This is a genomic window from Pseudomonas sp. CFBP 13711 (assembly GCF_014842265.1).
GTDB lineage: Bacteria > Pseudomonadota > Gammaproteobacteria > Pseudomonadales > Pseudomonadaceae > Aquipseudomonas.
In genome coordinates, this window is sequence record NZ_JACYVI010000002.1 from 252,921 (window position 1) to 279,381 (window position 26,461).

Sequence of the window (26,461 nt, forward strand, 5' to 3'; positions counted from 1 at the left end):
GGATACGCATGGCGCTCACCGACCAATCCACCCAGGTTCGATCCGGCGAAGAACTCGACGCCGGGTTGATCGACCCTTACCTGAAAGCCCATATCCCCGGCCTGAGCGGCAGCGCGCAGATCAGCCAGTTTCCCGGTGGCGCGTCGAACCTGACGTACCTGCTGAAGTACCCCGAGCAGGAATTCGTTCTGCGCCGCCCGCCGTTCGGTCACAAGGCGAAAAGCGCCCATGACATGGGCCGCGAATTCCGCATTCTCAACCAGTTGCGCGATGCCTTTCCTTATTGCCCCAAGGCCTATGTGCACTGCACCGACGAGACGGTGATCGGTGCCGAGTTTTACGTAATGGAGCGGGTCAAGGGCATCATCCTGCGCGCCGAATTGCCCGCCGAGCTGAACCTCGACGCCGCGCAAACCGAAACCCTGTGCAAGAGTTTCATTGATCGGCTGGTCGAGCTGCATCAAGTGGATTACACCGCCTGCGGGCTCGGCGATCTGGGCAAGCCCGAAGGTTACGTTGAGCGGCAGATTCGCGGCTGGACCGAGCGCTACGAGAAGGCACGCACCGACGACGCGCCCAGCTGGGAAAAGGTCGCGCGCTGGCTGGACGAGAAAAAGCCCGCGGACCATCCCGTTTCAAGTCTGGTGCACAACGATTACCGCTTCGACAATGTGATCCTCGACCCCGACAACCCGATGCAGATCATCGGCGTGCTCGACTGGGAGCTGACCACCCTGGGGGATCCGCTGATGGACCTGGGCAACAGCCTGGCGTACTGGATTCAGGCGGACGACCCGGCGCCGGTGCAACTGATGCGGCGCCAGCCCAGCCATGCGCCCGGCATGCTCACCCGCGAGCAGTTCGTGGCGTACTACGCCGAGCGCTCGGGCATTGCCATCGACACTTTCGACTTTTACTACACCTACGGGCTTTTCCGTCTGGCCGGCATCGTCCAGCAAATCTACTACCGCTTCTTCCACGGCCAGACCCAGGACAAGCGCTTCGCTCAGTTCATTCACATGAACGCGCTGCTCGAGCGCATGGCCCTGCAAGTGATTGAGCGTTCCAGCCTCTGATTGCGACACGACAAGGAAAACAACAATGTCCAAGACTCAACTGTTCGACCTCGATGGCAAGATCGCTTTCGTCTCCGGCGCCAGCCGTGGCATCGGCGAGGCGATTGCCAAGCTGCTGGCCCAGCAAGGCGCCCATGTCATCGTCTCGAGCCGCAGGATCGACGGCTGCCAGCAAGTGGCGGACGCGATCATCGCCGAGGGCGGTCAAGCCACGGCCATTGCCTGCCACATCGGTGAAATGGAACAGATCACAGCAGTGTTTGCGCAGATCCGCGAACAGTTCGGTCGGCTGGACATTCTGGTGAACAACGCGGCGACCAACCCGCAGTTCTGCAACGTGCTGGACACCGACCTCGGCGCGTTCCAGAAGACCGTCGACGTGAACATCCGGGGCTACTTCTTCATGTCCGTGGAGGCAGGCAAGCTGATGCGCGAACACGGCGGCGGCAGCATCATCAACGTGGCGTCGATCAATGGCGTCTCGCCGGGCGTGTATCAAGGCATCTATTCGGTGACCAAGGCGGCAGTAATCAACATGACCAAGGTGTTCGCCAAGGAGTGCGCGCAGTTCGGCATCCGCTGCAACGCCCTGCTGCCCGGCCTGACCGACACCAAATTCGCCTCGGCGCTGGTGAGTAACGAGAAGATCCTCAACACCGCGTTGGCGCAGATTCCCCTGAAGCGGGTGGCGGCGCCGAGCGAAATGGCGGGGACGGTGTTGTACCTGGCCAGCGATGCCTCGAGCTACACCACGGGCGTGGCATTGAATGTGGACGGCGGGTTCCTGTCCTGAGCCTCTTGAGCACACTTGAGCCGCTGAGGTAAACCTGAGGCGTTCCTGATGGAATAAAGATTCCATCGGGAACCCCCGACCGCCTACATTTTCCGCACAACAACAGGTCTCAAAGGACACGCTGTCATGCGCGGGAATTCTCTTCCAGAACTGGGCGTCGGCCTGATCGGCACGGGTTTCATGGGCCGGGCTCATGCCCTGGCGTTCCACAACGCACGCACCACCTTCGATCTTCCCTTCAACCTCAAGCTCGTCGCGCTGGCCGATGCGGATGTTGCGCGCGCGGAACAGTGCGCAGGCAGTTGGGGGTTCCAACGCAGTCATGGCAACTGGCAACAGTTGATCAGCGATCCGGCGGTCAGTCTGGTGGCGATCACCACGCCGAACCTACTTCATTTCCCCATGGCGATGGCCGCTCTTGAAGCGGGCAAAGCGGTGTACTGCGAGAAGCCGCTGGCGGTGAGTCTGGAACAGGCGCGGGAGATGCAGGCGGCGGCGCTTAAAGCAGGCGTCGTGACGAGGGTGGGCTACAACTATCAGCACAATCCGATCATCGGGCTGGCGAAGCAGATGATCGAAAGCGGCGAGCTGGGGCGGATCGTCAGTTTCCAGGGGGAATTCAGCGAGGACTTCATGGGCGATGGGCTGTCGCCCTGGTCCTGGCGCTGTGAAGAGGCCCATGCCGGCGGCGCCCTGGCCGACCTCGGCAGCCATTTACTGGCAATGGCGCGGTACCTGCTCGGCGACGTAGAGGCGGTGTGCGCGGACTCGCAAACGGTGCACCGACAACGCCCGGCCACCCACGGCAGCGAAGAGCAACGGGCGATCAGCATCGATGACCAGACCTACGCCCTGCTGCGCTTTGCCAACGGCGCGCGGGGTACGTTCGGCAGCAGTTGGCTCAAGCACGGGTACAAGAATCACCTGAGCTTCGAGATCGGTGGCACCGAAGGCACGTTGTCGTTTGATCAGGAACGCTTGAACGAGCTGCGGCTGTACCAGGCCGGCGCCCCGGGGCGGGACGGCTTCCAGCGGATTCTGGCGGGACCTGCGCAACCGGGCTATGCGTCTTTTTGCCCGGCGCCGGGGCATCAGTTGGGCTACAACGAGCTAAAGACGCTGGAGGTTTTTGAACTGATTCAGGCGCTGGGTGGGCAGGGTTCGAACGGGACGGACTTCGCCGAGGCCATGGAGGTCGAGCGCCTGGCCACAGCGATTCGCATTGCGGCGAAGGAGATGCGCTGGGTGAATGTTTCGGATATTTGAGTCAATTGTCAGACCGGAAATTAAGGGTGTTCACGCCGGCCTTTTCCCGGCTGAAGCCGGTCCCACAATAAAGAGCGCGTACGCCCTGACACACCGCATACGCTGTGAGTGGGACTGGCTTTAGCCGGGAAGGCGTCGGGCGCCACACCGCGAAATTGAGGGTGTTCACGCCGGCCTCTTCCTGGCTGAAGCCGGTCCTACACCGTGTGCCCCAAGTCCCAATCAACCATTCACCGCTGCCACGCCTTGCAGGTAGAATGCTGCGCTTACGGGCAGCCCTTCTGCCCATCTGCCCGATAAGCGCCTTCCCATGCCGTTCGAACTCACCGTTGAACCCACCACCCTGCTGGTGCTGGCTGTCGTTGCCTTTGTCGCCGGTTTCATCGATGCCATTGCCGGCGGCGGCGGTCTGTTGACCACGCCTGCCCTGCTCACTGCCGGTCTGCCGCCGCACCTGGTGCTGGGCACCAACAAGCTCAGCTCGACCTTCGGCTCCGCCACCGCCGGCTACACCTTTTACCGCCGCAAGCTGTTTCATCCGGCGCAGTGGAAACCCGCGCTGATCGGTACCGCAGTGGGCGCGCTGATCGGTGCGGTGGTCGCGCATTATCTCCCCGCCGAACTGCTGAACCAGATGCTTCCGGTGATCGTGTTCGGCTGCGGGCTGTACCTGCTTTTCGGCGGCACGCCCAAGGCGCCGCTGGACAGCAACGCGCCGATCAAGACCAAATGGCAACTGCCCCAAGGCCTGGGGCTGGGCTTTTACGACGGCGTGGCCGGTCCCGGCACCGGAGCGTTCTGGACTGTCAGCACGCTGCTGATCTACCCGGTCGATCTGGTGAAAGCCAGCGGCGTCGCCCGCAGCATGAACTTCATCAGCAACGCCGCCGCGCTGATGATCTTCGCCATCAACGGCTCGGTGGACTGGGTCATCGGGTTGACGATGGGCGTGGCGGTAATGGCCGGCGCCTTTATGGGCGCTAAAACAGCGATCAAGGGCGGCGCCAAGTTCATCCGCCCTGTGTTCATCACCGTGGTGCTGGGGTTAACCGTCCGCCTGGCCTGGCAGCACTGGTTCAACTGAGCCTGAGCGCTGGGCCAGATACAGATCGATCAGGTAGCGCGCAATCGAGCGACTGGCCGGCAATGGCGGCAGGTCGTGGATGCTGAACCACTGTGCGTCTTCGATTTCGTCCGCCTGGGGCACGATGTCGCCGCTGTCGTATTCGGCGTGAAAGCCCAGCATCATCGAGTGCGGAAACGGCCAGCACTGGCTGCCCTTGTACTGGATGTTCTTGACCGTGACCTGCACTTCCTCCATCACCTCCCGCCGCACACAGTCCTCGGCCGACTCACCCGGCTCGGCGAACCCGGCCAGAGTGCTGTAGACCCCGGTCACAAAACGCGGTGAGCGCGCCAACAGCACCTCATCGCCGCGGGTGATCAGCACGATCATGCTCGGCGAGATCCGCGGATAGGCACGCAGATCGCAGTGCGGGCAATACATCGCCCGCTCCCCCGGCACCTGCCGGGCCGGTTGGCCGCAACTGCCGCAAAAACGGTATTCCCGGGCCCAGGTGCTGATCTGCGCCGCGTAGCCGAGCATCTGGAACACATCGGCGTCGTCGGCGAGCATGAACTGGCGCAGGGTCTGCCACTGCGTGCCCTCCAGCGCCAACGCCTGAGAATCGCGAAGGGTCTGCACGTACACCGGCTCGCCATCGAAATGGCCAATGCCGTGTTCATGCATCAAGGGCAGGTCCTGCCGCTTCAGCCATTCGCGGGGGAACAGCACGCCGTTGCTGTCTTTCAAAAAGCCCTGGTCACTCTGAACCACAGCCCAACCGCCGGGGGCCTGAACATCAAGCACGGCGGTGGTCCAACGCTTCGGGCGCGTCATGCCTCAACTCCTCTGCTCACCGGCCTGGCCGTCTGCGGCCCGGTAGAGAGGCTCAGAAACGGCAGGTGGCTACGGATTCAAATAGGTCAGTCAATTGTCGAAGACCGGCTTCTGTTTGCTCATGTGAGCCACCATCGCCAGCTTCAGGTCGGCCGATTGCAACATGGCAGCGTTCCAGGTGGCAACGTATTCGAGGCCGTCGTCCACGCTGTGATCGCGCATGTAGCCGATCATGCGCTTGCTGCCGCTGATGGCGATGGGTGATTTACCGGCGATGTCCCGGGCGATGGCGAACACGCCTTCGTGCAACTGCGACAGGTCGGCGAAGGTGCGATTGACCAGGCCAATGCGCAGCGCTTCTTCGGCGCCAACGTTGCGACCGGTGTAGGCCATTTCGCGCATCATGCCGTCGCCGATCAGTCGCGGCAGGCGCTGCAAAGTGCCGACGTCCGCCGCCATGCCCATGTCGATTTCGCGAATGGAGAACAGCGCATCGTCCGCCGCGTAGCGCATGTCACAGGCGCTGATCAGGTCGATGGCGCCGCCAATGCAATAGCCCTGAATGGCAGCGAGCACCGGTTTGCTGCAGCGGTCGACCACGCTGAACGATTCCTGCATCTGCAGGATCTTGCGCCGCAGCAGGCGCGCATTGCGGCCCACGTCCTTGCCCAGTTCACTGGCCACCGACGCGAGCAGTGTCAGGTCGATACCGGAAGAGAAGTGCTTGCCTGCGCCGCTGAGCACCACCACGCGGACGTCGTCGGTGTCCTCGACCCAGCGGAAAATCTCGATGATCTCCAGCCAGAACGCTGCGTTCATCGCGTTGATTTTTTCCGGACGATTGATCTGGACGTGGGCAATGTGGTCGGCCAGTTCGACCTTGAACGCACTGTAGTCAGACACGGCTTGGGATCCTTGTAGGGGGCCAGACGAGGGTAATTGCTTGACGCCGGATCATAGCAAGTCACTATGTGCGCCCGCAGGCCACGGTTGCGCCATTTGCCGGACAGCGAACCCGCAGAAATCCACGGGAATGCCATCGGTCGGCCGGCAATAAACTGAACGGTCTCAGCCCGGCACGGTCCAGAGTGATGGCTGCATGGAATCGGACTTCCCGACCATGACGGCCTGGGCAGTCGAACCCGTTTCGGCGCCCGACCCTTTCTCAGGTCGCAAGAGGGCGATTCTTGACTACATCAAAAGCGGCAACCGGTATCGTGGGCCTGGATGACATCCTTACGGGTGGTCTTTCGCGCAGCCACGTGTTTCTCCTCGAAGGAGAGCCCGGCACCGGCAAAACCACCGTCGCGCTGCAGTTTCTGCTGGCTGGCTCGGCGGCGGGCGAACGTGGTCTGTATATCACGCTGTCTGAAACCGAACGCGAATTGCGCGACGGCGCACGCTCCCACGGCTGGGATCTGGACGAGAACATCTCGGTGTTCGAACTGACGCCCCCTGAAAATTTGCTGGACGCTGCCCATCAGCAGAGTCTGCTGTATTCCTCGGACCTTGAACTGGGCGAGGCCACCAAACAGATTTTCGAAATTGTCGAGCAGGTCAAACCTTCGCGGGTGATCATCGACAGTCTTTCGGAAATCCGCCTGCTGGCGCAGAGTTCCTTGCGTTATCGCCGGCAGATCCTGGCGATCAAGCATTACTTCGCGCGCTACGACACCACGGTGGTACTGCTTGACGACCTCACCACCGAATCCCTGGACAAAACCGTGCACAGCGTTGCCCACGGCGTCATCCGTCTCGAAGGCCTGACGCCGACCTATGGCGCCGAGCGTCGACGCCTGCGGGTGGTGAAATACCGCGGCCAGAAGTACCGCGGCGGCTACCACGACTTCAACATCATGGACGACGGGATCCAGGTGTTTCCGCGTCTGGTGGCGGCCGAGCACCGCACCGGGTATGTCAGCCGCCAGATGAGCAGCGGCATCAAGGAAATTGACGCCCTGCTCGGCGGCGGGCTGGACAGCGGTTCGAGCACGGTGATTCTGGGGCCAGCCGGGACCGGTAAATCGCTGATTTCGCTGATGTTCGCCGCTGCAGCGGTGGAGCGTGGCGAGAAGGCCGCGCTGTTTATCTTCGATGAAGAGCTCGGCCTGCTGTACACGCGCATGAGCAAACTCGGCATTGACCTCCGTGCACTTGAAGCGACCGGCAATCTGCTCATCGAGCAGGTCGATGCGGCAGAATTGTCCCCGGGTGAATTCGCTCACCGCGTTCGCCGCTGTGTCGACGACCTGGGCATCCAGACCGTGGTGATCGACAGCCTCAACGGCTATCAGGCGGCGATGCCTGAAGAAAACGCGCTGGTCCTGCACGTGCACGAATTGTTGCTCTACCTCAACCGTCATGGCGCCTCGACGTTCATGACCGTCGCCCAGCACGGTCTGGTCGGCGACATGCAGACGCCGGTGGACATCACCTACCTCGCGGATTCGGTAATTCTGCTGCGGTACTTCGAAGCAATGGGTCAGGTCCGTCGGGCCATTTCCGTCATCAAAAAACGCACAGGCACCCATGAGTCAACCATTCGTGAATACCGCATCAGTGGGTCCGGCATGACCATCGGCGAACCGCTGGAAGCCTTTCAGGGCGTATTGCGTGGCATCCCTCAGTACAACGGCGATAACAATCCGCTACTACCGGACACCGACGCGTGAGCACTCCGGGACAGTTATCGGAGCGGGCGATTATCCTCGCCCCCCTCGGACGCGACAGTCAGCTCGCGCTGACCATGCTGCAGGAAGCCGGCTACCCGGCGATCATCACCCACGATCTGCCGCAGCTGTGCAGTGAACTGATGTCCGGCGCGGGACTTGCGATCATCGCTGATGAAGCGTTGCGCAGCGCGGACATCAACCCGCTGCTCAGCCTGCTGGCCAACCAACCGGCCTGGTCTGACTTTCCCATCGTGTTGCTGACTCATCACGGCGGCCCGAAACAGAACCCCTCGGCGCACCTGGGCAAGATGCTCGGCAACGTCACGTTTCTGGAGCGGCCGTTTCACCCTGCCACGCTCATCAGTCTGGTGAGCACCGCCGTGCGCGGGCGTCGACGACAATACGAAGCACGGACTCGACTGGAAGAACTGCTGGAAAGCGAGCAGCGCCTGCAACATGCGCTGAAAGCCGGACGGCTGGGGTCGTGGCAGCTGGACACCGAGTTCCTCGATCTGGATTGCTCGGACATCACCAAGGCGCACTTCGGCCGGGATGAGCGCGATCCGCTCTCCTATCACGAGTGGCTGAGCTCGGTGCACCCCGAAGACCAGCCGCGCATGCAATCCGTGTTGCAGCACACGCTGGACAGCGGCGCCGATTTCATCATCGAGTTTCGCAATGTCTGGCCGGACGGCTCGGTGCACTGGATCGATATCCGGGCTCGGGCGATCCGTGCGCGCAATGGCCGCGTCAGCCTGCTGTCCGGCGTGACCTCCGACATCACCGAGCGCAAGCTGGCCGAACAGCAGCTGCGACAGCTCAACGAAACCCTGGAGCAGCAGGTCGAGGAACGCACCTCCCAGCTGCGCCACAACGAAGAAGTCCTGCGCCAGTCGCAGAAGATGGAAGCGGTGGGCCAGCTCACCGGCGGTATCGCCCACGACTTCAACAACATGCTGACCGGCATCATCGGCAGCCTCGAACTGCTGAGGCGTCGTCTGGCGCGGGGTCGCACCGACGATCTCGATGGCCTGATCGACCTGGGCGTGACCTCGGCCAATCGCGCCGCCGCCCTGACCCATCGTTTGCTGGCGTTCTCGCGCCGTCAGTCGCTGGACCCCAAGCCGGTCTTGATGAACGATCTGGTCAATTCCATGGGCGAACTGCTGAACCGCAGCGTCAACGAGAGCATCCGCCTTGACATGTGCCTGGACCCGGAACTGTGGACCGCCGAGGCTGACCCGAATCAGCTTGAAAGCGCCCTGCTCAACCTGGTGCTCAACGCCCGCGACGCCATGCCCGATGGCGGCATGCTGATGATCGAGACCTTCAACCGCCGCCTCGACCGCGACTTCACCAACGCCTACGAAAACCTGCTGCCCGGCGACTACGTGGTGCTCAGCGTGCGCGACACGGGCTGCGGCATGCCGGAGAACGTCATCAGCCGGGCATTCGATCCCTTTTTCACCACCAAGCCGATCGGCCAGGGCACCGGCCTGGGGTTGTCGATGATCTACGGCTTCAGCAAGCAGTCCCACGGACACGTAGCGATCGAGAGCCAGGTTGGCCACGGCACCACGGTTCAGCTGTTCCTGCCGCGTTATCACGGGGTGTCGCAGCAAGATGCTCCCGCCCTCCCCAACGACACGGCGCAGGCCCGTGAGGGCGAAACCATCCTGCTGGTCGAAGATGATCCAGCGGTGCGCGCGCTGGTCAGTCAGGTGTTGAGCGAGTTGGGTTATGCGTACGTCGAGGCTGGTGATGCGGTCGGGGCGATTCCTATTCTGGAATCCGGCCAGCGTATTGATCTGATGATCAGCGATGTTGGCCTGCCGGGCATGAATGGCCGGCAGCTGGCCGACATTGGCCGCCAGCTGCGCGCGGACCTGAAAGTGCTGTTCATCACCGGCTACGCGGAAAACGCCAGCGCCCGCTCGGGGTCCCTTGAAGAAGGGATGCAGATGATCACCAAGCCGTTTGCCTTTGACCAACTGACGGCCAAGGTGCGGGAGATGATCGAGGGCTGACGCGAGACCGGTGCAGACACAAAAGCCGGCGATTGCCGGCTTTGTTGTTTGTATCCGAAGGGCGGCGGAATCAGTTGAGCAGGGTCTGGATCTGCGAATGCAGGGTTTCCATGGTGAACGGCTTGGCCAGGATCGGGGCCTTTTTGGTGATCGGGCTGCCGCAATCGACGATCTCTGCCGGGTAGCCGCTGATGAAGATCACCTTGAGTTCCGGTCGCAGCTTGACGGCGGGCTCGGCAATCATCACACCAGACACCCCGCCGGGGAGGCGGTAATCGGTGATCATCAAATCGAGGTGGGGTTTGGTGGCAAGAATTTCGAATGCCTGCTCCCCGTTCTCCGCCTGCAACACCCGATAGCCTTCGCCCGACAGGTAGTCGGACAGCAGCATCAGAATGAGCGGCTCGTCTTCGACGATGAGTACGACATTTTCTGCATCAGAGCTCATTTGAACGCCTTTGATCTTATAGATAGCTGCCATTACGACCATGGCCCGCGCTGGAGGTTGCGCAGAGTGATCAGTTATTTGATTGATCACCAGATGGGTCGGCCTAACGGCCTCCCGTTTCGCCTTCGGCGAGTTACTTGGAAAAGCCCCAAGTAACCAAGGGCTTGTGCTCCTGGTTGGGCTCCTCCTCCGTCGGAGTACCCTCACTCCGACGACGCTCCGTGGGCCCGCGCCGAACGGACATCCATGTCCTAGCGGCGCTCTCGCGGCATCCATGCCGCTCGGCCCACTCCGCGTCGTCTGCGTTCAGCCTGCACCCAAGTCGCGATTGTCGTCGTCTGGGATATTTGTGTATGAAGATCTAAAGCACAGCGACAGTAACAGCATTCGCGAGCAAGCTCACTCCCACATGAAGGCGGTGCCATCAGCAAAATGTTGGCGCCTGGGCTGGCCTCTTCCCGGCTAAAGCCGGTCCCACTAACAGCAGCGCTTGTGTTTAGTGGGACCGGCTTTAGCCGGGAAGCCGTTGCCGTTGATTTTGATATTCATACGCAGGAAGCCCAGACGACACCAATCGCGACTTGGGTGCAGGCTGAACGCAGGTTTCGCGGAGTGGGCCGAGCCGCATGGATGCGGCGAGAGCGCCGTCAGGACATGGATGTCCGTTCGGCGCGGGCCCACGGAGCGGGACCGGAGTGAAGGTACTTCGACGAAGGAGGAGCCCAACCAGGAGCACAAGCCCTTGGTTACTTGGGGCTTTATCAAGTAACTCGCCGAAGGCGAAACAGTCTGCCCCCAGGCAGACGCTTGTGATCTTGATCTTAGAGATCTTGATCAGAGCGGCAGCGATACCCGAAACATCGACCCCGACCCTTCGTCGCTCTCGACACTGATCCGCCCGCCATGAGCGCTGACAATCTGATCGGAAATGAACAACCCAAGACCAAGCCCCGCCACCGCATGACTGGCCGCGACCCGCTCGAACTGCTGAAAAATACGCTTCTGGTTTTCCGCGCTGATCCCGATCCCGTGATCGCGCACCTCCACCCGTGCCTCGCCGGCCTCGCTGTACACGCGCAACTCGATCGGCTTATGCGCGCCGTAGCGCAACGCGTTGGTCAACAAATTCGCCACCACCTGCTCGATGCGAAACTCATCCCACACCCCAATCACCGGCGTGTCAGCGTGAAGCGTCACCACACTGCCGGCGGCGGCGATCTGCGCGGAATAACTTTCCACCAGATTGACCACCAACTCCGACAAATCAAAGGGACTGGTACGAATCGACAACTTGCCCGTACGAATCCGCGACACATCGAGCATGTCTTCGATCAGCCGTATCAGACTCTGGATCTGCCGCTCATCGCGATCCACCATGGCCCGGAGCTTTTCCATGGTGAACGCCGACGCGTTGTCCTTGGCCAGGTGCAACTTGCGCAGCTGGGTTTCGAGAATCAGGCCGTTGAGCGGCGTGCGCACCTCGTGGGAGACGATCGACATAAAGTCATCGCGCATGCGGATCGCACGCTCCAGCTCGCTCTGCGTCGATTTCAGCTCGCGCATCAGGGCTTCCTGCTCCGCGCGGCTGCGCTCAAGCTCTTCGAGCTGCTGCTTCAGGGCCTTGCGCTGGCGATACAAATCGACGAAGACGTTGACCTTGCTCTTCACCGCATGAATGTCGAGGGGCTTGTGCAGGAAATCCACGGCACCGCTTTCATAGCCCTTGAACGCGTAATTCAGCTCGCGCCCGGCGGCACTGACGAACACGATGGGAATGTTCTTGGTCTTCTCGGTGCTGCGCATCAGCTCGGCGAGTTCGAAGCCGTTCATCCCCGGCATCTGCACGTCGAGAATCGCCATCGCAAACTCGTGCTCGAGCAACAACGACAACGCCTCGTCTGCGGACAACGCCTTGAACACCTGACGGTCCTCGCGCTTGATCAGCGCTTCGAGGGCGAGCAGGTTCTCAGGCAGATCATCCACGATCAGCAGTTTGGCTTTGATTTCACTCAGCATGCAATTCGTTCCAGCTCGACAAGCAAGGACCCAATGTCGGGCAAAGGCAATAGAAAATCCGGCGTATGAAGGGCAAGCGCCGCTTCGGGCATGGCCCGCGCGAGCGCCTGGGCCGGGTCCTGGACCACGGTCAGACCACCGTACTCCTTGATTCGTGCCGTGCCGCGCGCGCCATCGCTGTTTGCACCGGTCAGCAACACGCCTGCCAGCCGTTCACCATAGGCGTCTGCAGCCGATTCGAACAGGATGTCGATGCTCGGGCGCGAATGATGCACCCGTTCCTCCTGACTCAAGGACAGACTGAAATCTTTCTCGATCGACAGGTGATAACTCGGCCCGGCGAAATACAGCGTGCCGGGCTTGATGGTTTCTTTATCGTCCGCTTCCTTGACCGGGATCGCCAGGTTCACGGCAAAAACCTCGGCCAACTGACTGCGACGCTGGTCCGGCACGTGGAGCACCGCGAGGATCGGCAAGCGAAAGCCTCTGGGCAGCGTATGGAAAATCTTCAGCAGCGCTTCGACACCACCGGCGGATGCGCCGACCACAATCGCGTCCACCGCCGGCAGCGCGGGCTGCTCCGGGGTGTTGCCGGGAAACGACGTTCTCATGATTTGCGGTAGATCCGCTCGTGTTTGACCAGAGGGTCGAACTGGTTTTTGTACCCGGAAAAGTCGAGGGTTTCCTTGCTGCCCAGCACGAGGAAGCCGCGGTGGCACAGGGACTCATGGAACAGCCCGAACGCGCGGTCCTGCAGCTTCTTGTTGAAATAGATCAGCACGTTTCGGCAGGAAATCAACTGGGTCTCGGAGAACACGCTGTCGGTTGCCAGGCTGTGGTCGGCAAAGGTCACGTTCTCACGCAGGGTCTTGTCGAAGATCGCGTAATCGTAGGCCGCAGTGTAGTACTCGGAAAACAGCCGCTTGCCGCCAGCCTTCAGGTAGTTCTCGTTGTAGCCGCGCATGTTTTCCATGGAGAAGATGCCCTGCTTGGCCTTCTCCAGGGAATGGGGATTGATGTCAGTGGCGTAGATGATCGTGCGTTCAAGCAGCCCTTCCTCGCGCAGGAGGATCGCCATCGAGTAGACCTCCTCCCCGGTGCTGCACCCGGCAATCCAGATTTTCACCGACGGGTAGGTCTTCAGCAACGGCACGACTTCTTCGCGGATGGCCAGAAAGTGCGTCGGGTCGCGGAACATCTCGCTGACCGGAATCGTCAGGAACTGCAGCAGCTGCATGAACGCCGAAGGGTCATGCAGCACGCGCTCCTGCAACGCGGAAATGGTCTTCAGTTCAAACTGACGCAACGCGTGGGTGACCCGTCGTTTCACCGACGCCCCCGAGTAATCGCGGAAATCGTAGCTGTACTTCAAGTAGATCGCTTCAATCAGCAAGCGCAACTCGATATCGGCGTCTCGTTCAGGCATCGGCAACACTCATGGTCGGGCAACGGGCGGTCAATTGATCCGATCCATTCAGATACGTTCCATCTTCGGCAGCCACACGCGAATCAGCGAGAACAGCCGGTCCAGATCGATCGGCTTGGCCAGATAGTCATTCGAACCCGCCTGCAGGCAGCGATCCTGGTCATCTTTCATGGCCTTGGCGGTCACGGCGATGATCGGCAGCTTGCGCCAGCGGGGGTTCTTGCGGATCTCGATGGTGGCTTCGTAGCCGTCCATTTCCGGCATCATCACGTCCATCAGCACCAGGTCGATGTCATCGACGGTATTGAGCTTCTCGATCGCTTCCAGTCCATTGCGCCCGACTTCGACGATCGCGCCCTTGTGCTCCAGCGCGCTGGTCAGGGCGAAGATGTTGCGCACGTCGTCGTCGACCACGAGAATCTTGCGCCCTTCGAACACGCGGTCGCGACTGCGCGCGGTCTTGAGCATCTTCTGGCGCTCGTTCGACAGCTGCGACTCGACCTTGTGCAGGAACAGCGTCACCTCATCGAGCAGGCGCTCCGGCGAGCGCGCACCTTTGATGATGATGGTGCGCGAGTACTTCAGCAGCTCGGCTTCTTCGTCCCGGGTCAGGTTGCGCCCGGTGTAGACGATGACCGGCGGGAACGCGCAGATCTCGTCGGTGGACATGCGCTTGAGCAGCTCGTTGCCGAGCATGTCCGGCAGTTTCAGGTCGATGATCATGCAGTCGTAGGCGTTGTCGCGCAGCAGGTCGAGGGCATCCTGAGCGAACCCGACCGCGGTGATCTCGATGTCGTCGTCGCCGATCAGACGCGCGATGCTGTCACGCTGCAAAGCATCGTCTTCCACCAGCAGAATGCGTTTGACCTTCTGCGTCAGCTTGGCTTCGAGGCGGGCGAAGACGTCCTTGAGTTCCTCGCGGGTGGTCGGCTTGACGGCGTAGCCGATGGCGCCCATTTGTAGCGCGGCTTCCTGACGGTCTTCGACGGAAATCACGTGCACCGGGATGTGCCGGGTGCTCGGCAGCTCCTTCAGGCGTTGCAGCACCGTCAGGCCGGAATGGTCCGGCAGGCGCATGTCCAGCAGGACCGCATCCGGCACGAAAGAGGACGCCAGATCGAAGCCTTCGTCGGCGGCGTGGGCCACCAGGCAGTTGTAGCCCAGCTCATGGGCCAGGTCATAGAGGATCTGCGCAAAGCGCACTTCGTCTTCGATCACCAGAATGCAGCGTTTACTGAACGGCGCTTTTTCACGGTCATCGGCAAAACGCGGAATCGGCGCTGCGGGAGGTGCAGACCTGGCGGGAGTTGGCGTCGGTGGGGTGACGCGCGCCACAACGGGCGCAGGCTGCACGGCAATCACCGGTGCCTCGGCGTACTGCGAAGGCTCCTGCTCGACGTACTCTTCCGGCAGCACCAGGGTGAAAATACTGCCCTGCCCCGGCGCGCTGGTCACGCTGATCGAGCCGCCAAGCAGGCGCGCCAGATCCCGGGAAATGGACAGACCCAGGCCGGTGCCGCCGTAGCGGCGATTGGTGGTGCCATCGGCCTGACGGAACGCTTCGAAAATGCTTTCCTGCTGCTCCTCGGCGATGCCGATGCCGGAGTCTCGAACGGTGAAGGCGACGCCTTCGCCGGGCTGCCGCGACACGGTCAGGCTGACCGCGCCGCTTTCGGTGAACTTGATCGCGTTGGACAGCAGGTTTTTGAGGATCTGCTCCAGGCGCTGGCGATCGGTGTACAGCGACACCGGCGTGCCCGACTGAATCTCCACGGAGAACTCCAGCTTCTTCTCGGCCGCCAGCGGTTCGAAGGTCATGCGCAGGCCGTCCACCAGACGACTGACGCTGCTGTTCTCCGGGCGCATGTCGAGCTTGCCGGCCTCGACCTTGGAAATATCCAGAATGTCGTTGATCAGGTTGAGTAAATCGTTGCCGGCCGAGTAGATCGATTCTGCGAACTTGACTTGCTCTTCGGAGAGGTTGTCCTGGGGGTTTTCCGCCAGCAGCTTGGCCAGAATCAGCGAGCTGTTGAGCGGCGTGCGCAGCTCGTGGGACATGTTGGCGAGGAATTCGGATTTGTATTTGCTGGAGCGCTGCAACTCGTCGGCTCGGGCTTCCAGCTCAATCTGGGCGATGTGCAATTCTTCGTTATTGCGGTCCAGGGCGTCACGCTGGTCAGCGAGTGCCTTGCCCTGCTCGGCCAACTGCTCGTTGGTCTGCTCAAGCTCCGCCTGCTGGGTTTCCAGGTGGGCCTGGGATTCCTTGAGGATCCGCGACTGCTCTTCCAGCTCTTCGTTGGCGGTGCGCAATTCTTCCTGCTGCACCTGAAGCTCTTCGTTGAGCTGTTGAGTTTCGGCGAGCACTTCCTGCAAGCGCTGACGATAGCGCGCGGCCTCGATGGAGGTGCCGACGTTCTCGGCGACCAGTTCGAGAAACTCCAGGTCACGGGGCGTCAGCTCACGGAGGAAGCCCAGCTCGATCACGCCGTTGACGTGGTCATCGTTGCTGGTCGGCACCACCACGACGCTGCGCGGCGAACCTTCGCCCAGGCCGGAGGTGACTTTGAAGTAATCCTGAGGGACGTTGTTCAGGGTGATGATCTGATCCTGCTCGGCCGCCTTGCCGACCACCCCTTCACCGCTGTAGATCGACTGCTCGTGCTGCTCCTGCTCCCGGGAGAAACCATAGGATGCGACGCGCACCAGACCGCCGTGCTCCTGGCGCACGTAAACCGCGGCCACCACCGCGCCCAGGTATTGGGCGAAGAAGTGCAGCACATTGCGGCCCAGCAGATTGAGGGTGAGCTGGCCGATGACCTGCTCGGCCAGTTCGCTCTGACCGTTGCGCAGCCAGGCGACGTGGGACAAGCGATCCGCGTCAAGCTGTTGGGCCTTGAGGTTCGCGGCGTAGGTATTGGACAGCGTGGTCATGTCGCGACGGCCGACCCAGGCAAGGATCCCGCTGACGATCAGAATGAACGCGATGTACAGCGAGACTGACATCACCGTGGTGTGGGTCACGTCGGTGTTGCGTGTCAGTCGCAGCTGATGCTCGACGTTCGCCGCCTGTTCGTATTGCTCACGCATCTCGTCCGCCAGGCGCTTGCCGCGACGGTCCTTGATCGGCGTCTGGTAGTCGCCGCCGGTGCGCCGCAGGGTGATCATCTCCTGAGCAAACTCGTTCCACGATGATTGCAGCGCGGCCAGGCGCTTGAAGCGGTCGACCTGATCCGGGTTGTCGGCGACCAGCTCTTCAAGCCCTTGGAGCTCGCTCATGATGGCCGGTTTGGCGACTTCGTAGGGGTCAAGAAAACGCTCATCCCCGGTCAGCAGGAAGCCGCGCATCCCGGTTTCCATGTCCACCGAGAGCTTGAGCGAGCGATTGATATTGTTGATCACCCGGTCGGTGTGTTCGACCCACTGGATCGCCGACAACAAGTAGGAAATCAGAATGACAAAGAAGGCCGCACTCAGTACGCCGACGGCCAAAGGTAAACTGACGTTGCGGCTTAACAGTTTGCGGAAACGTTGCTCATCGACTGCAGAGTGGGTGATCATCGCAAGGGCTCAGGCGGATTCGTCTAAACGACGGAGTTTGCCGCAAATCGCGGCAAAAACTCCAGCATCTGACGTAGAAGGTTGAATTTTCTGACAATAGACGGAGAACAATTGGGCTCGCACTGTACATTTGAGTGCAATCCAAAAGCCACTACACTCAATTGAATCATGTTGTTGCGTCGCGGAACTTGTCACAATTGCGCCCGCAGCGAAACGCTGTATACCCCCTATGCCGTGCGATGCGCTCCCTGCCTAATTAAGGAACTTTTCATGTCCGATTCACCCCGCACGATTCTGGTGGTCGAAGATGACAACATCGTCAGGATGTTGATTGTCGACGTCCTCGAGGAGCTTGAGTACACCGTGCTGGAAGCAGCCGACGCCGCCGAGGCCCTTGCGTTTCTGAACAACGCTGACCAGACCATCGATCTGATGATGACCGACCTGGGCCTGCCCGACATGAACGGTAAAGACCTCGCAAATCGGGCACGTGAGATTCGCCCCGACATCCCGGTGCTGTTCGCCAGTGGCTACGCGGATTCTGTTGATGTGCCGGAGGGCATGCACAATATCGGCAAGCCGTTTTCCATCGACCAGCTGCGTGACAAGGTGAAGGGCATCCTTGGCAACTGAGCATCTGACGCAGCGCCCCTCGATCCATGTGCTGATTATCGGCTACGTCTGGCCAGAGCCGCGATCGTCAGCGGCCAGCGGCCATGTCATGCAGCTGATCGACTGTTTTCTCGAACAGGGCTGGCAGATCACCTTCGCCAGCGCCGCCACCGAAGGCGAGCACAAGGCCGATCTCGCCGCATTGGGCATCACCGAAGTCGCCATCGCCCTCAATCACAGCAGCTTCGACGCCTTCATCAGTGAGCTGCAGCCCGACGTGGTGTTGTTCGACCAGTTCCTGATGGAAGAGCAATTCGGCTGGCGGGTGGAAAAACACTGCCCGAACGCGATCCGTCTGCTGGAGAGTTCCGACCTGCAGAGCCTGCGCCATGCCCGTCATCAGGCGGTCAAGGAACGGCTCGACGGCAAGCCTGATGCTGACCTGACTGATTATTTTCAGTCGTCACGGGATCATCTGTTCACCCGGATGGCAACCACTGACCTGGCCCAGCGCGAGATCGCCGCCATCCACCGCAGTGACCTGAGCCTGATGGTGTCGGATGTCGAAATCGGCCTGCTGACCGAGCGGTTTTCAGTGCCCGCCGCCCAATTGCATTGGGTACCGCTGCTTGTGAGGGAGGTGCCCGATGGCGCTCGCTCCTTTGAAGAGCGGGCGCATTTCATCACCATCGGCAACTTCCGCCACGCGCCGAACTGGGATGCGGTGCTGTGGCTGAAAAACACCGTCTGGCCGCTGATCCGCGCGCAACTGCCTTCCGCTCAGGTTCATGTGTACGGCGCGTACACGCCGCCCAAGGCCGCAGCGCTGCATAACGGCGCCCAGGGGTTTCACATCATGAACTGGGCTGAAGATGCGCTGGAGGTGATGGGCGCAGCGCGGATTTCCCTTGCGCTGTTGCGATTCGGCGCGGGGATCAAGGGCAAGATCATCGACGCCATGGTCTGCGGCACGCCGACCGTCACCACGCCCATCGGTGCCGAAGCCATGCACGGCGAGCTGGCGTTTCCCGGAGCCGTGGCCTGCGATGCGCAGGGGCTGGCCGACGCGGCCGTCAGCCTTTACACCGATCAGGCGCGCTGGCAACAGGCGCAACGGGACGGCTGGCAATTGCTGCCGGCGCGCTTTGGCCATGATCGCCATTGCGCCGCGCTCATCGAACGCATACTCGCGTTGCGTGACACGCTCCAGGCCCATCGCACGGCCAACTTCACCGGCGCCATGCTTCGCCACCATCAGCACAAGAGCACGCAATACATGTCGCAGTGGATAGAAGCTAAAAACAGAAACGCTTGAGGCATTGTGCCTAGCGGACGGCGCGGCGCAGCAGGTAGGTGTCCATGATCCAGCCCTTCTGCGCTCGCGCTGTTTCACGCGCCTGACGTATCTGCGCGCTGACATCGTGCAGCGGGCCTGAAATGAGCATTTCGTCAGGGGTGCCCAGGTAAGCGCCCCAATAGATATGCAAGTCTTCATCGACAAACCGCTCGAAGGTGCAATGGGCGTCTAGCATCACCACGCTGTTGCTGATGTGCGCGCCCTGCTGCGCTGCTAGCTCCCGGCCGGTGGTAATGTGAATCGGCTCGCCAATGCGGTTCAGGCCGATGCGATGCCCGGCGGCCAGCGCCTGCACGCTGGTGATGCCGGGGATGACTTCATAGTCAAATGACTCGCGACCCCGGGCGAGCACCTGGTTGAGAATCCGCATCGTGCTGTCGTACAGCGCCGGGTCGCCCCACACCAGAAACGCCCCGGTCTGGCCGGCCTTTACTTCATCGGCAATCAACTGCTCGAACAGCACGGCGCGTTGCTCGTGCCAGTGTTCGATCCCGCTGCGGTAAGACGAAGAATCGCCCCTGCGCTTTGGATCGCTCACCTGCACCAGACGATAGTCATGCCCCTCGATATAGCGCTCGCAAATGTCCCGGCGTAACGCCAGCAGGTCGTCATTGGCGTAGCCCTTGTCGAGGATGAAAAACACCTGGGTGCGATTCAGCGCCTTGATGGCCTGAACGGTGATGTGCTCGGGATTGCCCGCGCCAATGCCAATCACAAGGATTTTTTTCATGGGGTGGCGGCTCTCTGGAGGCGTTCGCGGACGGTGCTCGCAACGCCGCAGCCAAGCGGCATTGCGCGGACTTATTCGTGCAGCTCGCGCAACGCCGCTGTTGCCAGGAATCCCGAACGCGATCGGTAACGTTGATCGCTCCTGACGCGGGCATCGATGCGTTCCAGCAGCACTTCCGGCAGCGTCGCATTGAACCGCACCGAGCGGCCAAAATACGGCGTCACGTCAAATTCGACCACAGCCCACACGCCTCCTTGATAGTCCGGGTTATTGATATGCGCGTCGATGTCCATCGGCTGCGGCAGCGCCTCGCCATCAGCGACCAGCCCTTCAAAGTGCAGCGCCAGGGCTTCTTTCACATTGTCCAGCGCCTGGCCAATGGTCGCGCCAGCGGAAAAACATCCCGAGATATCAGGCACGGTGACGCCGTACACCGAGTCGGGATCCTTGTGTAAAACGACGGGTAATTTCATGCTTTATCCTTCCGAGCTCATTCGCGTTGGGACATTCATTTGAGGCCGGCCTGTTTCAATATGCTGTGAACCGTCCCTTTTGGCAGGTCATCCTTGGGATGAGGAACCGTGACGCGTCCCATTTTTAACGGGTGCTTGTATTGGCGATGACTGCCTTTGACCTCGACCACATACCCACCATCGTCCTCGACCATTCTGATCATGTCCCTGCTCCGCATCAGCCTATCCCTTTGTCGACTGATGTGGATAGTACACATCGAACTTTCATGCGCCACTTCGCGGAGAATTTTTTAAGCGACGGTATGTAACGTGGTCCCGAGGCGATCCTGCTCGCGCCCTCCCTGGCTGAAGACCTTCCCAATGACCCACTGCAGGCTTTTAGCCGGGAAGGCGTCGGACGTCACACCGCAGGATTGATGGCGCTCAAACGGCCTCTTCCCGGCTGAAGCCGGTCCTACTGAATTCGTGCGTTCAGCTGCATCTGTTTAAAACCCGCATCTGTATTCCGCCCAATAAATAGTGCACATTATTCCCACGCCACTCTCCAGACCGGCACACGCATGACCAAAACAACAAGAGTCACCGAACCTTCCTACGAGCTGATGGACGACCACAATGGCCTGTCGATCATCTACCGTGAGCATGGTTTCCCCTGCCCGCTGGTGCGCTGGCATTTCCACAAGGAATACGAGCTGCACCTGATCGTTGCCAGCTCCGGCAAGGTCTTCGTCGGTGATTACATCGGCAATTTCTACCCTGAGACCCTGTTCCTCACCGGCCCCAATCTGCCGCACAACTGGATCAGCCAGATCGAGGAAGACGAGGTCGTCCCCAAGCGCGACATGCTGGTGAATTTCACCGAAGAGCTGCTCGAAAGCGGCAATCAGGTCTTCGCCGAACTCAAGACCCTGGCGCCACTGCTCGAGCGCGCCCGGTACGGCATCGAATTCCGCTGCAAGCGCACCCTCCGCCAGGCCACCAAATTGATGCAGAAAATCGCCGACACCACGGGCATGACCCGCCTGGGGCATTTCTTCATTCTGTTGGAATTGCTGGCGGCCAGTGATGATTTCCAGCTGTTGTCGGGCACCACCGCCTCGCAGCTGTCCGACGATCACGCCGTGGAACGCACCAACAAGGCCGTGGAATACATCTTCACCCACTACGCCCGCGAGTTGCCGCTGGAAGAAGTGGCAGAGTACCTGGGCATGAAGCCGACGTACTTTTCTCGGGTGTTCAAGCAGGCGACCGGTCGCTGCTTCGTCGAATTCGTCAATCGCCTGCGCATCAGCAAGTCCTGCGAACTGCTCGCCGACGGCGACCGGCCGGTGACGGATGTCTGCTTCGAGTCGGGTTTCAATAACATCTCCAACTTCAATCGGCGCTTCCAGAAGCTCAAAGGGATGACTCCCTCCCACTATCGCCGCCTCGCCGTACAGCGCCTGACCGAACAAAACCTGTACTGATTCGTTACCCGTTCGCACCCTTCAACTACGCTGGAACTGCCCCGCACCATGCGCGGGCGCAGTTCTACGACGTGGCCGGCTGAATCCCCGGTGCAAAAAAGTATCAGTTCAAGTGCGCCGCAGGATTTGTCAACCGGCGCGTACAAGGCTGTAATCAACTGACATTCTTCCTGGCCTCCGGAAGAAACAAAAACAATAACCAAGCTTCTGACGTCAGCCTTGGCGCAGAAGAGGAGTGATAAATGAAGACCTCTGCAAACGTTCTCCTTGCCGGTACCTGTCTGACCCTCCTGTCTCTCTGCACCACCGCCACAGCCGGTGAAGTCACCATCGCCACCGTCAACAACAGCGACATGATCCGCATGCAGCGGCTGTCCAAGACCTTCGAAGAACAGCACAAGGACATCAAGCTCAAGTGGGTCGTGCTGGAAGAGAACGTGCTGCGTCAGCGCCTGACCACCGACATCGCCACCAAGGGCGGCCAGTTCGACGTGCTGACCATCGGCATGTACGAAGCCTCACTCTGGGGCGCTAAGGGCTGGCTCAAGGAAATGAACGATCTGCCTGCGTCCTACGCGCTGGACGACGTGTTTCCTTCGGTACGCGATGGCTTGTCGGTTGATGGCAAACTCTTCGCCCTGCCGTTCTACGCAGAAAGCTCGATCACCTACTACCGCAAAGACCTGTTCAAGGCCGCCGGCCTGACCATGCCGGAGCGTCCGACCTGGACGCAGATCTCCGAATTCGCCGACAAACTCACCGACAAGTCCAAGGAACAGTACGGCATCTGCCTGCGCGGCAAGGCCGGCTGGGGCGAGAACATGGCGCTGATCACCACCATCGCCAACTCCTTTGGCGCGCGCTGGTTCGACGAACAATGGAAGCCGCAATTCGACCAGCCTGAATGGAAGAACGCGCTGACCTTCTACACCAACGTGATGAAGAAGGACGGCCCGCCCGGCGCTTCCAGCAACGGTTTCAACGAAAACCTCGCGCTGTTCAACAGCGGCAAATGCGCAATCTGGGTGGATGCCAGCGTCGCCGGCTCGTTCGTGACAGACAAATCCCAGAGCAAAGTGGCTGACAGCGTGGGCTTTACCTACGCGCCACACGAAGTGACCGACAAGGGCTCGGCGTGGCTGTACTCGTGGGCACTGGCGATCCCGACCAGCGCGAAGAACGACAAGGACGCGCGCGCCTTCACCGAATGGGCCACGTCCAAAGAGTACGCCGCGCTGGTCGCCGAGAAAGACGGCGTGTCCAACGTTCCGCCAGGCACCCGCGCATCGACCTACACCGATGCCTACAAACAAGCCGCGCCGTTCGCCAATATCACCCTGGAATCCCTCAAGGCCGTCACGCCGAAAGCGCCGACCCTCAAGCCGGTGCCGTACGTGGGCATCCAGTTGGTAACCATCCCCGAGTTTCAGTCGATCGGCACCTCCGTCGGCCAACAGTTCTCGGCAGCACTGGTGGGCACCTCCAGCGTGGATCAGGCATTGACCAGCGCGCAAAGCGTGGCCGAGCGTGAAATGAAGCGCGCGGGTTACCCGAAAAAGGGCTGACACCCGCTGCTTTAAGGCGGCAGGCGCAGATCGCCTGCCGCCCACGTTCACGCTCACGCGTTTGCCCGGTTCGGAGTCGACATGAACACCTCAACCCTCACCCCACGCACCGCTGCAGCCGATGATAAGTCGTCCGTCAAAGGCAGCGTCACCAAGCCCGGCTGGTTTCTGGTCAGCCCTTCGGTGCTGTTGCTGCTGGTGTGGATGATCGTGCCGCTGGGCATGACCATCTACTTTTCGCTGATCCGCTACAACCTGCTCAACCCCGGCGAAAACGAATTCGTCGGGCTGGAGAACTTCGAATTCTTCGTCACCGACGCAGGCTTCCTGCCCGGCGCCATGAACACGCTGTTGCTGGTCGGCAGCGTGCTGGCCATCAGCGTGATCCTCGGCGTACTGATCTCGGCTCTGCTGGAGGCCAGTGAATTCCTCGGTCGCGGCATCGTCCGTGTGCTGCTGATTTCGCCGTTCTTCATCATGCCGACGGTCAGCGCGCTGATCTGGAAGAACCTGATTTTCCACCCGGTGTCCGGCATCCTCGCCTGGGTCTGGAAGCTGTTCGGCGCCCAGCCGGTGGACTGGCTGGCCAATTACCCGATGCTGTCGATCATCATCATTGTGTCGTGGCAGTGGCTCCCCTTCGCGATCCTGATTCTGATGACCGCCATGCAATCCCTGGATCAGGAACAGAAAGAAGCGGCGCGTCTGGATGGCGCCGGCCCGATCGCGATCTTCTGGCACCTGACCCTGCCGCACCTGGCGCGCCCGATCGCCGTGGTGGTGATGATCGAAACGATCTTCCTGCTCTCGGTGTTCGCCGAAATCTTCACCACCACCAATGGCGGCCCGGGCTTCGCTTCCACCAATCTGGCGTACCTGATCTACAACCAGGCACTGCTGCAATTCGACGTGGGCATGGCATCGGCAGGCGGTTTGATTGCCGTCGTGATCGCCAACATTGCTGCAATCATCCTGGTACGGATGATCGGCAAAAACCTCACCGACAAGTCTTGAGGGCAAGGCCATGATGACGCTCAAACAATCCCGTCGCCTGCAAAGTGCCCTGCTGGGCACCTTGTCGTGGCTGATCGCGGCGCTGATTTTCTTCCCGATCTTCTGGATGGTCCTGACCAGCTTCAAGACCGAGATCGACGCGTTCGCCACGCCGCCGCAGTTCTTCTTCACCCCGACCCTGGAAAACTACCTGCACATCCAGGAGCGCAGTGACTACTTCCACTTCGCCTGGAACTCGATCCTGATCTCTTTCAGCGCGACCATCCTGTGCCTGCTGATCGCCGTGCCGGCGGCCTACTCCATGGCGTTTTTCGAAACCAAACGGACCAAGGGCACGCTGCTGTGGATGCTCTCCACCAAGATGCTGCCGCCGGTGGGCGTGCTGATGCCGATCTACCTGCTGGCCAAGACCTTTGGCCTGCTGGATTCGCGCATCGCGCTGATTGTGATCTACACGCTGATCAACCTGCCGATCGTGGTGTGGATGATTTACACCTACTTCAAGGACATTCCCGGAGAGATTCTCGAAGCGTCGCGGCTGGACGGCGCCACCACGCGTCAGGAAATCTTTCGCGTGCTGATCCCGATCTGCAAGGGCGGGCTGGCCTCGACGGCGCTGCTGTCACTGATCCTGTGCTGGAACGAGGCGTTCTGGTCGCTGAACCTGACCTCCTCGAATGCCGCACCGCTGACTGCGCTAATCGCCTCGTATTCAAGCCCTGAAGGCTTGTTCTGGGCCAAGTTGTCGGCTGTGTCGACCCTGGCCTGCGCACCGATCCTGATCTTCGGCTGGATCAGCCAGAAACAACTGGTTCGCGGGCTGTCGTTTGGTGCCGTGAAATAACCGAAACATGAGGGTTCCTACGCTGAGCGTGGGAACGATCCCGCAGGTAGATGCACACCGCCCGATATTCTTGAAGAATAAAACTGGAGCCCATCATGGCTAACCTGACAATCAGAAATCTGCAAAAAGGCTTTGACGGCCACCAGATCATCAAAGGCATCGACCTGGACGTGAAGGATCGCGAATTCGTGGTCTTCGTCGGTCCGTCGGGCTGCGGCAAGTCCACCCTGCTGCGCCTGATCGCCGGCCTGGAAGACGTCACCAGCGGCAGCATCGAACTCGATGGCCGCGAGATCACTCAAGTAACACCGGCCAAGCGCGACCTAGCGATGGTGTTCCAGACCTACGCCCTGTACCCGCACATGACCGTCGGCAAAAACCTGTCGTTCGCGCTGGATCTGGCCGGCACGCCGAAGGCCGAGGTCAAGAAAAAGGTCGATGAAGCCGCGCGTATCCTCGAGCTCGGCCCGTTGCTGGAGCGCAAGCCCAAGCAGCTGTCGGGCGGTCAACGCCAGCGGGTGGCGATCGGTCGCGCCATCGTGCGCAACCCGAAAATCTTCCTGTTCGATGAACCCCTGTCCAACCTCGACGCCGCCCTGCGGGTGCAGACCCGGCTGGAATTGTCGCGCCTGCATAAAGAGCTGCAGGCAACGATGATCTACGTCACCCACGATCAGGTGGAAGCCATGACCTTGGCCGACAAGGTGGTCGTGCTCAACGGCGGTCGCGTTGAACAGGTGGGCTCGCCGCTGGAGCTGTACCACCACCCGGCCAACCTGTTCGTCGCGGGCTTTCTCGGCACGCCGAAAATGGGCTTTCTCAAGGGCATCATCAGCGGCGTCCAGGCCTCGGCCTGCGAAGTCACCCTGGACGCCGGGACGAAAGTGCTGCTGCCTTTCACCAACGCGCAACAGAGCGTCGGCGACTCGGTGACCCTGGGCATTCGTCCCGAGCACCTGGAGCTGGCCAACGAAGGCGATTGCCAGTTGACCGTCATCGCCGATGTCAGCGAACGCCTGGGCAGCGACACCTACTGCCACGTGCGCACCACCTCGGGCGAGCCGCTGACCATGCGTATTCGCGGTGACCTGGCCAGCCAGTACGGCGAGACCCTGAAACTGCACCTGAACAGCGCGCACTGCCACCTGTTCGACGCCCAGGGCCAGGTCATCCGCCGCGCGCTGCAGGCCGCTGCCTGAGTCATCGCCCATCACAGAA

The 26,461-nt window shown here is 60.9% G+C and carries 23 protein-coding genes; 13 read left to right on the plus strand and 10 right to left on the minus strand.

Annotation, left to right across the window (positions count from 1 at the left end):
* Positions 1 to 8: 8 nt before the first annotated feature.
* The 4 genes from IFT47_RS06105 to IFT47_RS06120 all read left to right on the plus strand — a co-directional run bounded on the left by IFT47_RS06105 (position 9) and on the right by IFT47_RS06120 (position 4,219).
* Entirely contained in the window at positions 9 to 1,076 is a 1,068-nt protein-coding gene (locus IFT47_RS06105) for a phosphotransferase family protein (protein WP_192172084.1), read from the plus strand.
* 25 nt (positions 1,077 to 1,101) lie between these two features.
* Positions 1,102 to 1,869 carry an SDR family oxidoreductase gene (locus IFT47_RS06110; protein WP_065991408.1) on the plus strand — a complete coding sequence of 256 codons (768 nt, stop codon included), beginning with the start codon at positions 1,102 to 1,104 and terminating at the stop codon, positions 1,867 to 1,869.
* 126 nt (positions 1,870 to 1,995) lie between these two features.
* A complete protein-coding gene (locus IFT47_RS06115; RefSeq protein ID WP_192172085.1) occupies positions 1,996 to 3,135 on the plus strand; it encodes a Gfo/Idh/MocA family protein in 1,140 nt (379 codons plus the stop codon).
* Positions 3,136 to 3,445: 310 nt separating this feature from the next.
* Positions 3,446 to 4,219, plus strand: coding sequence for a TSUP family transporter (locus IFT47_RS06120; protein ID WP_192172086.1), 774 nt, complete (start codon positions 3,446 to 3,448; stop codon positions 4,217 to 4,219).
* Here IFT47_RS06120 and nudC read toward each other — a convergent pair.
* Together nudC and IFT47_RS06130 are read right to left on the minus strand one after the other, a co-directional pair.
* Positions 4,181 to 5,035 carry an NAD(+) diphosphatase gene (gene nudC / locus IFT47_RS06125; RefSeq protein ID WP_192172087.1) on the minus strand — a complete coding sequence of 285 codons (855 nt, stop codon included), beginning with the start codon at positions 5,033 to 5,035 and terminating at the stop codon, positions 4,181 to 4,183. The two genes, IFT47_RS06120 and nudC, sit on opposite strands and share 39 nt — an antisense overlap.
* Before the next feature lie 90 nt (positions 5,036 to 5,125).
* On the minus strand, positions 5,126 to 5,938 hold the full coding sequence (locus IFT47_RS06130) for a crotonase/enoyl-CoA hydratase family protein (RefSeq protein WP_192172088.1): 813 nt from the start codon (positions 5,936 to 5,938) through the stop codon (positions 5,126 to 5,128).
* A 284-nt stretch (positions 5,939 to 6,222) separates the two neighbouring features.
* On the opposite strand from IFT47_RS06130, the gene IFT47_RS06135 reads away from it, so the two are divergent.
* Entirely contained in the window at positions 6,223 to 7,707 is a 1,485-nt protein-coding gene (locus IFT47_RS06135; protein WP_192172089.1) for an ATPase domain-containing protein, read from the plus strand.
* Positions 7,704 to 9,734, plus strand: coding sequence for a response regulator (locus tag IFT47_RS06140; protein ID WP_192172090.1), 2,031 nt, complete (start codon positions 7,704 to 7,706; stop codon positions 9,732 to 9,734). Before IFT47_RS06135 ends, IFT47_RS06140 begins: the two co-directional genes overlap by 4 nt.
* Before the next feature lie 70 nt (positions 9,735 to 9,804).
* Here the strand turns inward: IFT47_RS06140 and IFT47_RS06145 are convergent, their stop codons facing one another.
* The 5 genes from IFT47_RS06145 to IFT47_RS06165 form a co-directional block, all read right to left on the minus strand.
* Positions 9,805 to 10,182, minus strand: coding sequence for a response regulator (locus IFT47_RS06145; protein WP_074885442.1), 378 nt, complete (start codon positions 10,180 to 10,182; stop codon positions 9,805 to 9,807).
* Positions 10,183 to 11,016: 834 nt separating this feature from the next.
* On the minus strand, positions 11,017 to 12,198 hold the full coding sequence (locus IFT47_RS06150) for a hybrid sensor histidine kinase/response regulator (protein WP_192172091.1): 1,182 nt from the start codon (positions 12,196 to 12,198) through the stop codon (positions 11,017 to 11,019).
* A complete protein-coding gene (locus IFT47_RS06155; protein ID WP_192172092.1) occupies positions 12,192 to 12,809 on the minus strand; it encodes a chemotaxis protein CheB in 618 nt (205 codons plus the stop codon). Before IFT47_RS06155 ends, IFT47_RS06150 begins: the two co-directional genes overlap by 7 nt.
* Complete coding sequence (locus IFT47_RS06160; RefSeq protein ID WP_192172093.1) at positions 12,806 to 13,624, minus strand: CheR family methyltransferase; 819 nt, start codon at positions 13,622 to 13,624, stop codon at positions 12,806 to 12,808. Before IFT47_RS06160 ends, IFT47_RS06155 begins: the two co-directional genes overlap by 4 nt.
* Before the next feature lie 48 nt (positions 13,625 to 13,672).
* Positions 13,673 to 17,182: a response regulator gene (locus tag IFT47_RS06165; protein ID WP_192172094.1), complete on the minus strand. Its 3,510-nt coding sequence runs from the start codon at positions 17,180 to 17,182 to the stop codon at positions 13,673 to 13,675.
* Between the two features lie 270 nt (positions 17,183 to 17,452).
* Here IFT47_RS06165 and IFT47_RS06170 point away from each other — a divergent pair, with 270 nt between their 5' ends.
* Together IFT47_RS06170 and IFT47_RS06175 are read left to right on the plus strand one after the other, a co-directional pair.
* Complete coding sequence (locus IFT47_RS06170; protein WP_192172095.1) at positions 17,453 to 17,815, plus strand: response regulator; 363 nt, start codon at positions 17,453 to 17,455, stop codon at positions 17,813 to 17,815.
* A 28-nt stretch (positions 17,816 to 17,843) separates the two neighbouring features.
* Positions 17,844 to 19,109 carry a glycosyltransferase gene (locus IFT47_RS06175; protein WP_407073226.1) on the plus strand — a complete coding sequence of 422 codons (1,266 nt, stop codon included), beginning with the start codon at positions 17,844 to 17,846 and terminating at the stop codon, positions 19,107 to 19,109.
* 10 nt (positions 19,110 to 19,119) lie between these two features.
* Here the strand turns inward: IFT47_RS06175 and cobF are convergent, their stop codons facing one another.
* The 3 genes from cobF to IFT47_RS06190 form a co-directional block, all read right to left on the minus strand.
* Complete coding sequence (gene cobF, locus IFT47_RS06180; protein ID WP_192172096.1) at positions 19,120 to 19,881, minus strand: precorrin-6A synthase (deacetylating); 762 nt, start codon at positions 19,879 to 19,881, stop codon at positions 19,120 to 19,122.
* 71 nt (positions 19,882 to 19,952) lie between these two features.
* Positions 19,953 to 20,354 (minus strand): type II toxin-antitoxin system HicB family antitoxin, encoded by a 402-nt coding sequence (locus IFT47_RS06185; RefSeq protein WP_192172097.1) that lies wholly within the window; start codon positions 20,352 to 20,354, stop codon positions 19,953 to 19,955.
* Positions 20,355 to 20,389: 35 nt separating this feature from the next.
* Positions 20,390 to 20,572, minus strand: coding sequence for a type II toxin-antitoxin system HicA family toxin (locus IFT47_RS06190; RefSeq protein ID WP_192172098.1), 183 nt, complete (start codon positions 20,570 to 20,572; stop codon positions 20,390 to 20,392).
* Between the two features lie 342 nt (positions 20,573 to 20,914).
* On the opposite strand from IFT47_RS06190, the gene IFT47_RS06195 reads away from it, so the two are divergent.
* From IFT47_RS06195 to IFT47_RS06215, 5 genes are all read left to right on the plus strand, one after another.
* Positions 20,915 to 21,820, plus strand: a complete 906-nt coding sequence (locus IFT47_RS06195) for an AraC family transcriptional regulator (RefSeq protein WP_192172099.1) — start codon at positions 20,915 to 20,917, stop codon at positions 21,818 to 21,820.
* Positions 21,821 to 22,062: 242 nt separating this feature from the next.
* The gene (locus IFT47_RS06200; protein ID WP_192172100.1) at positions 22,063 to 23,385 is read left to right on the plus strand and encodes an ABC transporter substrate-binding protein; all 1,323 of its coding nucleotides are present in this window, start codon (positions 22,063 to 22,065) and stop codon (positions 23,383 to 23,385) included.
* A gap of 81 nt (positions 23,386 to 23,466) precedes the next feature.
* Positions 23,467 to 24,399, plus strand: coding sequence for a carbohydrate ABC transporter permease (locus IFT47_RS06205; RefSeq protein ID WP_192172101.1), 933 nt, complete (start codon positions 23,467 to 23,469; stop codon positions 24,397 to 24,399).
* 10 nt (positions 24,400 to 24,409) lie between these two features.
* On the plus strand, positions 24,410 to 25,243 hold the full coding sequence (locus tag IFT47_RS06210; protein ID WP_108121930.1) for a carbohydrate ABC transporter permease: 834 nt from the start codon (positions 24,410 to 24,412) through the stop codon (positions 25,241 to 25,243).
* A 95-nt stretch (positions 25,244 to 25,338) separates the two neighbouring features.
* A complete protein-coding gene (locus IFT47_RS06215; protein ID WP_192172102.1) occupies positions 25,339 to 26,442 on the plus strand; it encodes an ABC transporter ATP-binding protein in 1,104 nt (367 codons plus the stop codon).
* Positions 26,443 to 26,461 lie beyond the last annotated feature (19 nt).

Coding starts and splice junctions, on each gene's coding strand:
- IFT47_RS06105 (WP_192172084.1), top strand. CDS start 9: ATGGCGCTCACCGACCAATCCACCCAGGTTCGATCCGGCGAAGAACTC.
- IFT47_RS06110 (WP_065991408.1), top strand. CDS start 1,102: ATGTCCAAGACTCAACTGTTCGACCTCGATGGCAAGATCGCTTTCGTC.
- IFT47_RS06115 (WP_192172085.1), top strand. CDS start 1,996: ATGCGCGGGAATTCTCTTCCAGAACTGGGCGTCGGCCTGATCGGCACG.
- IFT47_RS06120 (WP_192172086.1), top strand. CDS start 3,446: ATGCCGTTCGAACTCACCGTTGAACCCACCACCCTGCTGGTGCTGGCT.
- nudC (WP_192172087.1), bottom strand. CDS start 5,035: ATGACGCGCCCGAAGCGTTGGACCACCGCCGTGCTTGATGTTCAGGCC.
- IFT47_RS06145 (WP_074885442.1), bottom strand. CDS start 10,182: ATGAGCTCTGATGCAGAAAATGTCGTACTCATCGTCGAAGACGAGCCG.
- IFT47_RS06150 (WP_192172091.1), bottom strand. CDS start 12,198: ATGCTGAGTGAAATCAAAGCCAAACTGCTGATCGTGGATGATCTGCCT.
- IFT47_RS06155 (WP_192172092.1), bottom strand. CDS start 12,809: ATGAGAACGTCGTTTCCCGGCAACACCCCGGAGCAGCCCGCGCTGCCG.
- IFT47_RS06160 (WP_192172093.1), bottom strand. CDS start 13,624: ATGCCTGAACGAGACGCCGATATCGAGTTGCGCTTGCTGATTGAAGCG.
- IFT47_RS06165 (WP_192172094.1), bottom strand. CDS start 17,182: ATGATCACCCACTCTGCAGTCGATGAGCAACGTTTCCGCAAACTGTTA.
- IFT47_RS06170 (WP_192172095.1), top strand. CDS start 17,453: ATGTCCGATTCACCCCGCACGATTCTGGTGGTCGAAGATGACAACATC.
- cobF (WP_192172096.1), bottom strand. CDS start 19,881: ATGAAAAAAATCCTTGTGATTGGCATTGGCGCGGGCAATCCCGAGCAC.
- IFT47_RS06185 (WP_192172097.1), bottom strand. CDS start 20,354: ATGAAATTACCCGTCGTTTTACACAAGGATCCCGACTCGGTGTACGGC.
- IFT47_RS06190 (WP_192172098.1), bottom strand. CDS start 20,572: ATGCGGAGCAGGGACATGATCAGAATGGTCGAGGACGATGGTGGGTAT.
- IFT47_RS06195 (WP_192172099.1), top strand. CDS start 20,915: ATGACCAAAACAACAAGAGTCACCGAACCTTCCTACGAGCTGATGGAC.
- IFT47_RS06200 (WP_192172100.1), top strand. CDS start 22,063: ATGAAGACCTCTGCAAACGTTCTCCTTGCCGGTACCTGTCTGACCCTC.
- IFT47_RS06205 (WP_192172101.1), top strand. CDS start 23,467: ATGAACACCTCAACCCTCACCCCACGCACCGCTGCAGCCGATGATAAG.
- IFT47_RS06210 (WP_108121930.1), top strand. CDS start 24,410: ATGATGACGCTCAAACAATCCCGTCGCCTGCAAAGTGCCCTGCTGGGC.
- IFT47_RS06215 (WP_192172102.1), top strand. CDS start 25,339: ATGGCTAACCTGACAATCAGAAATCTGCAAAAAGGCTTTGACGGCCAC.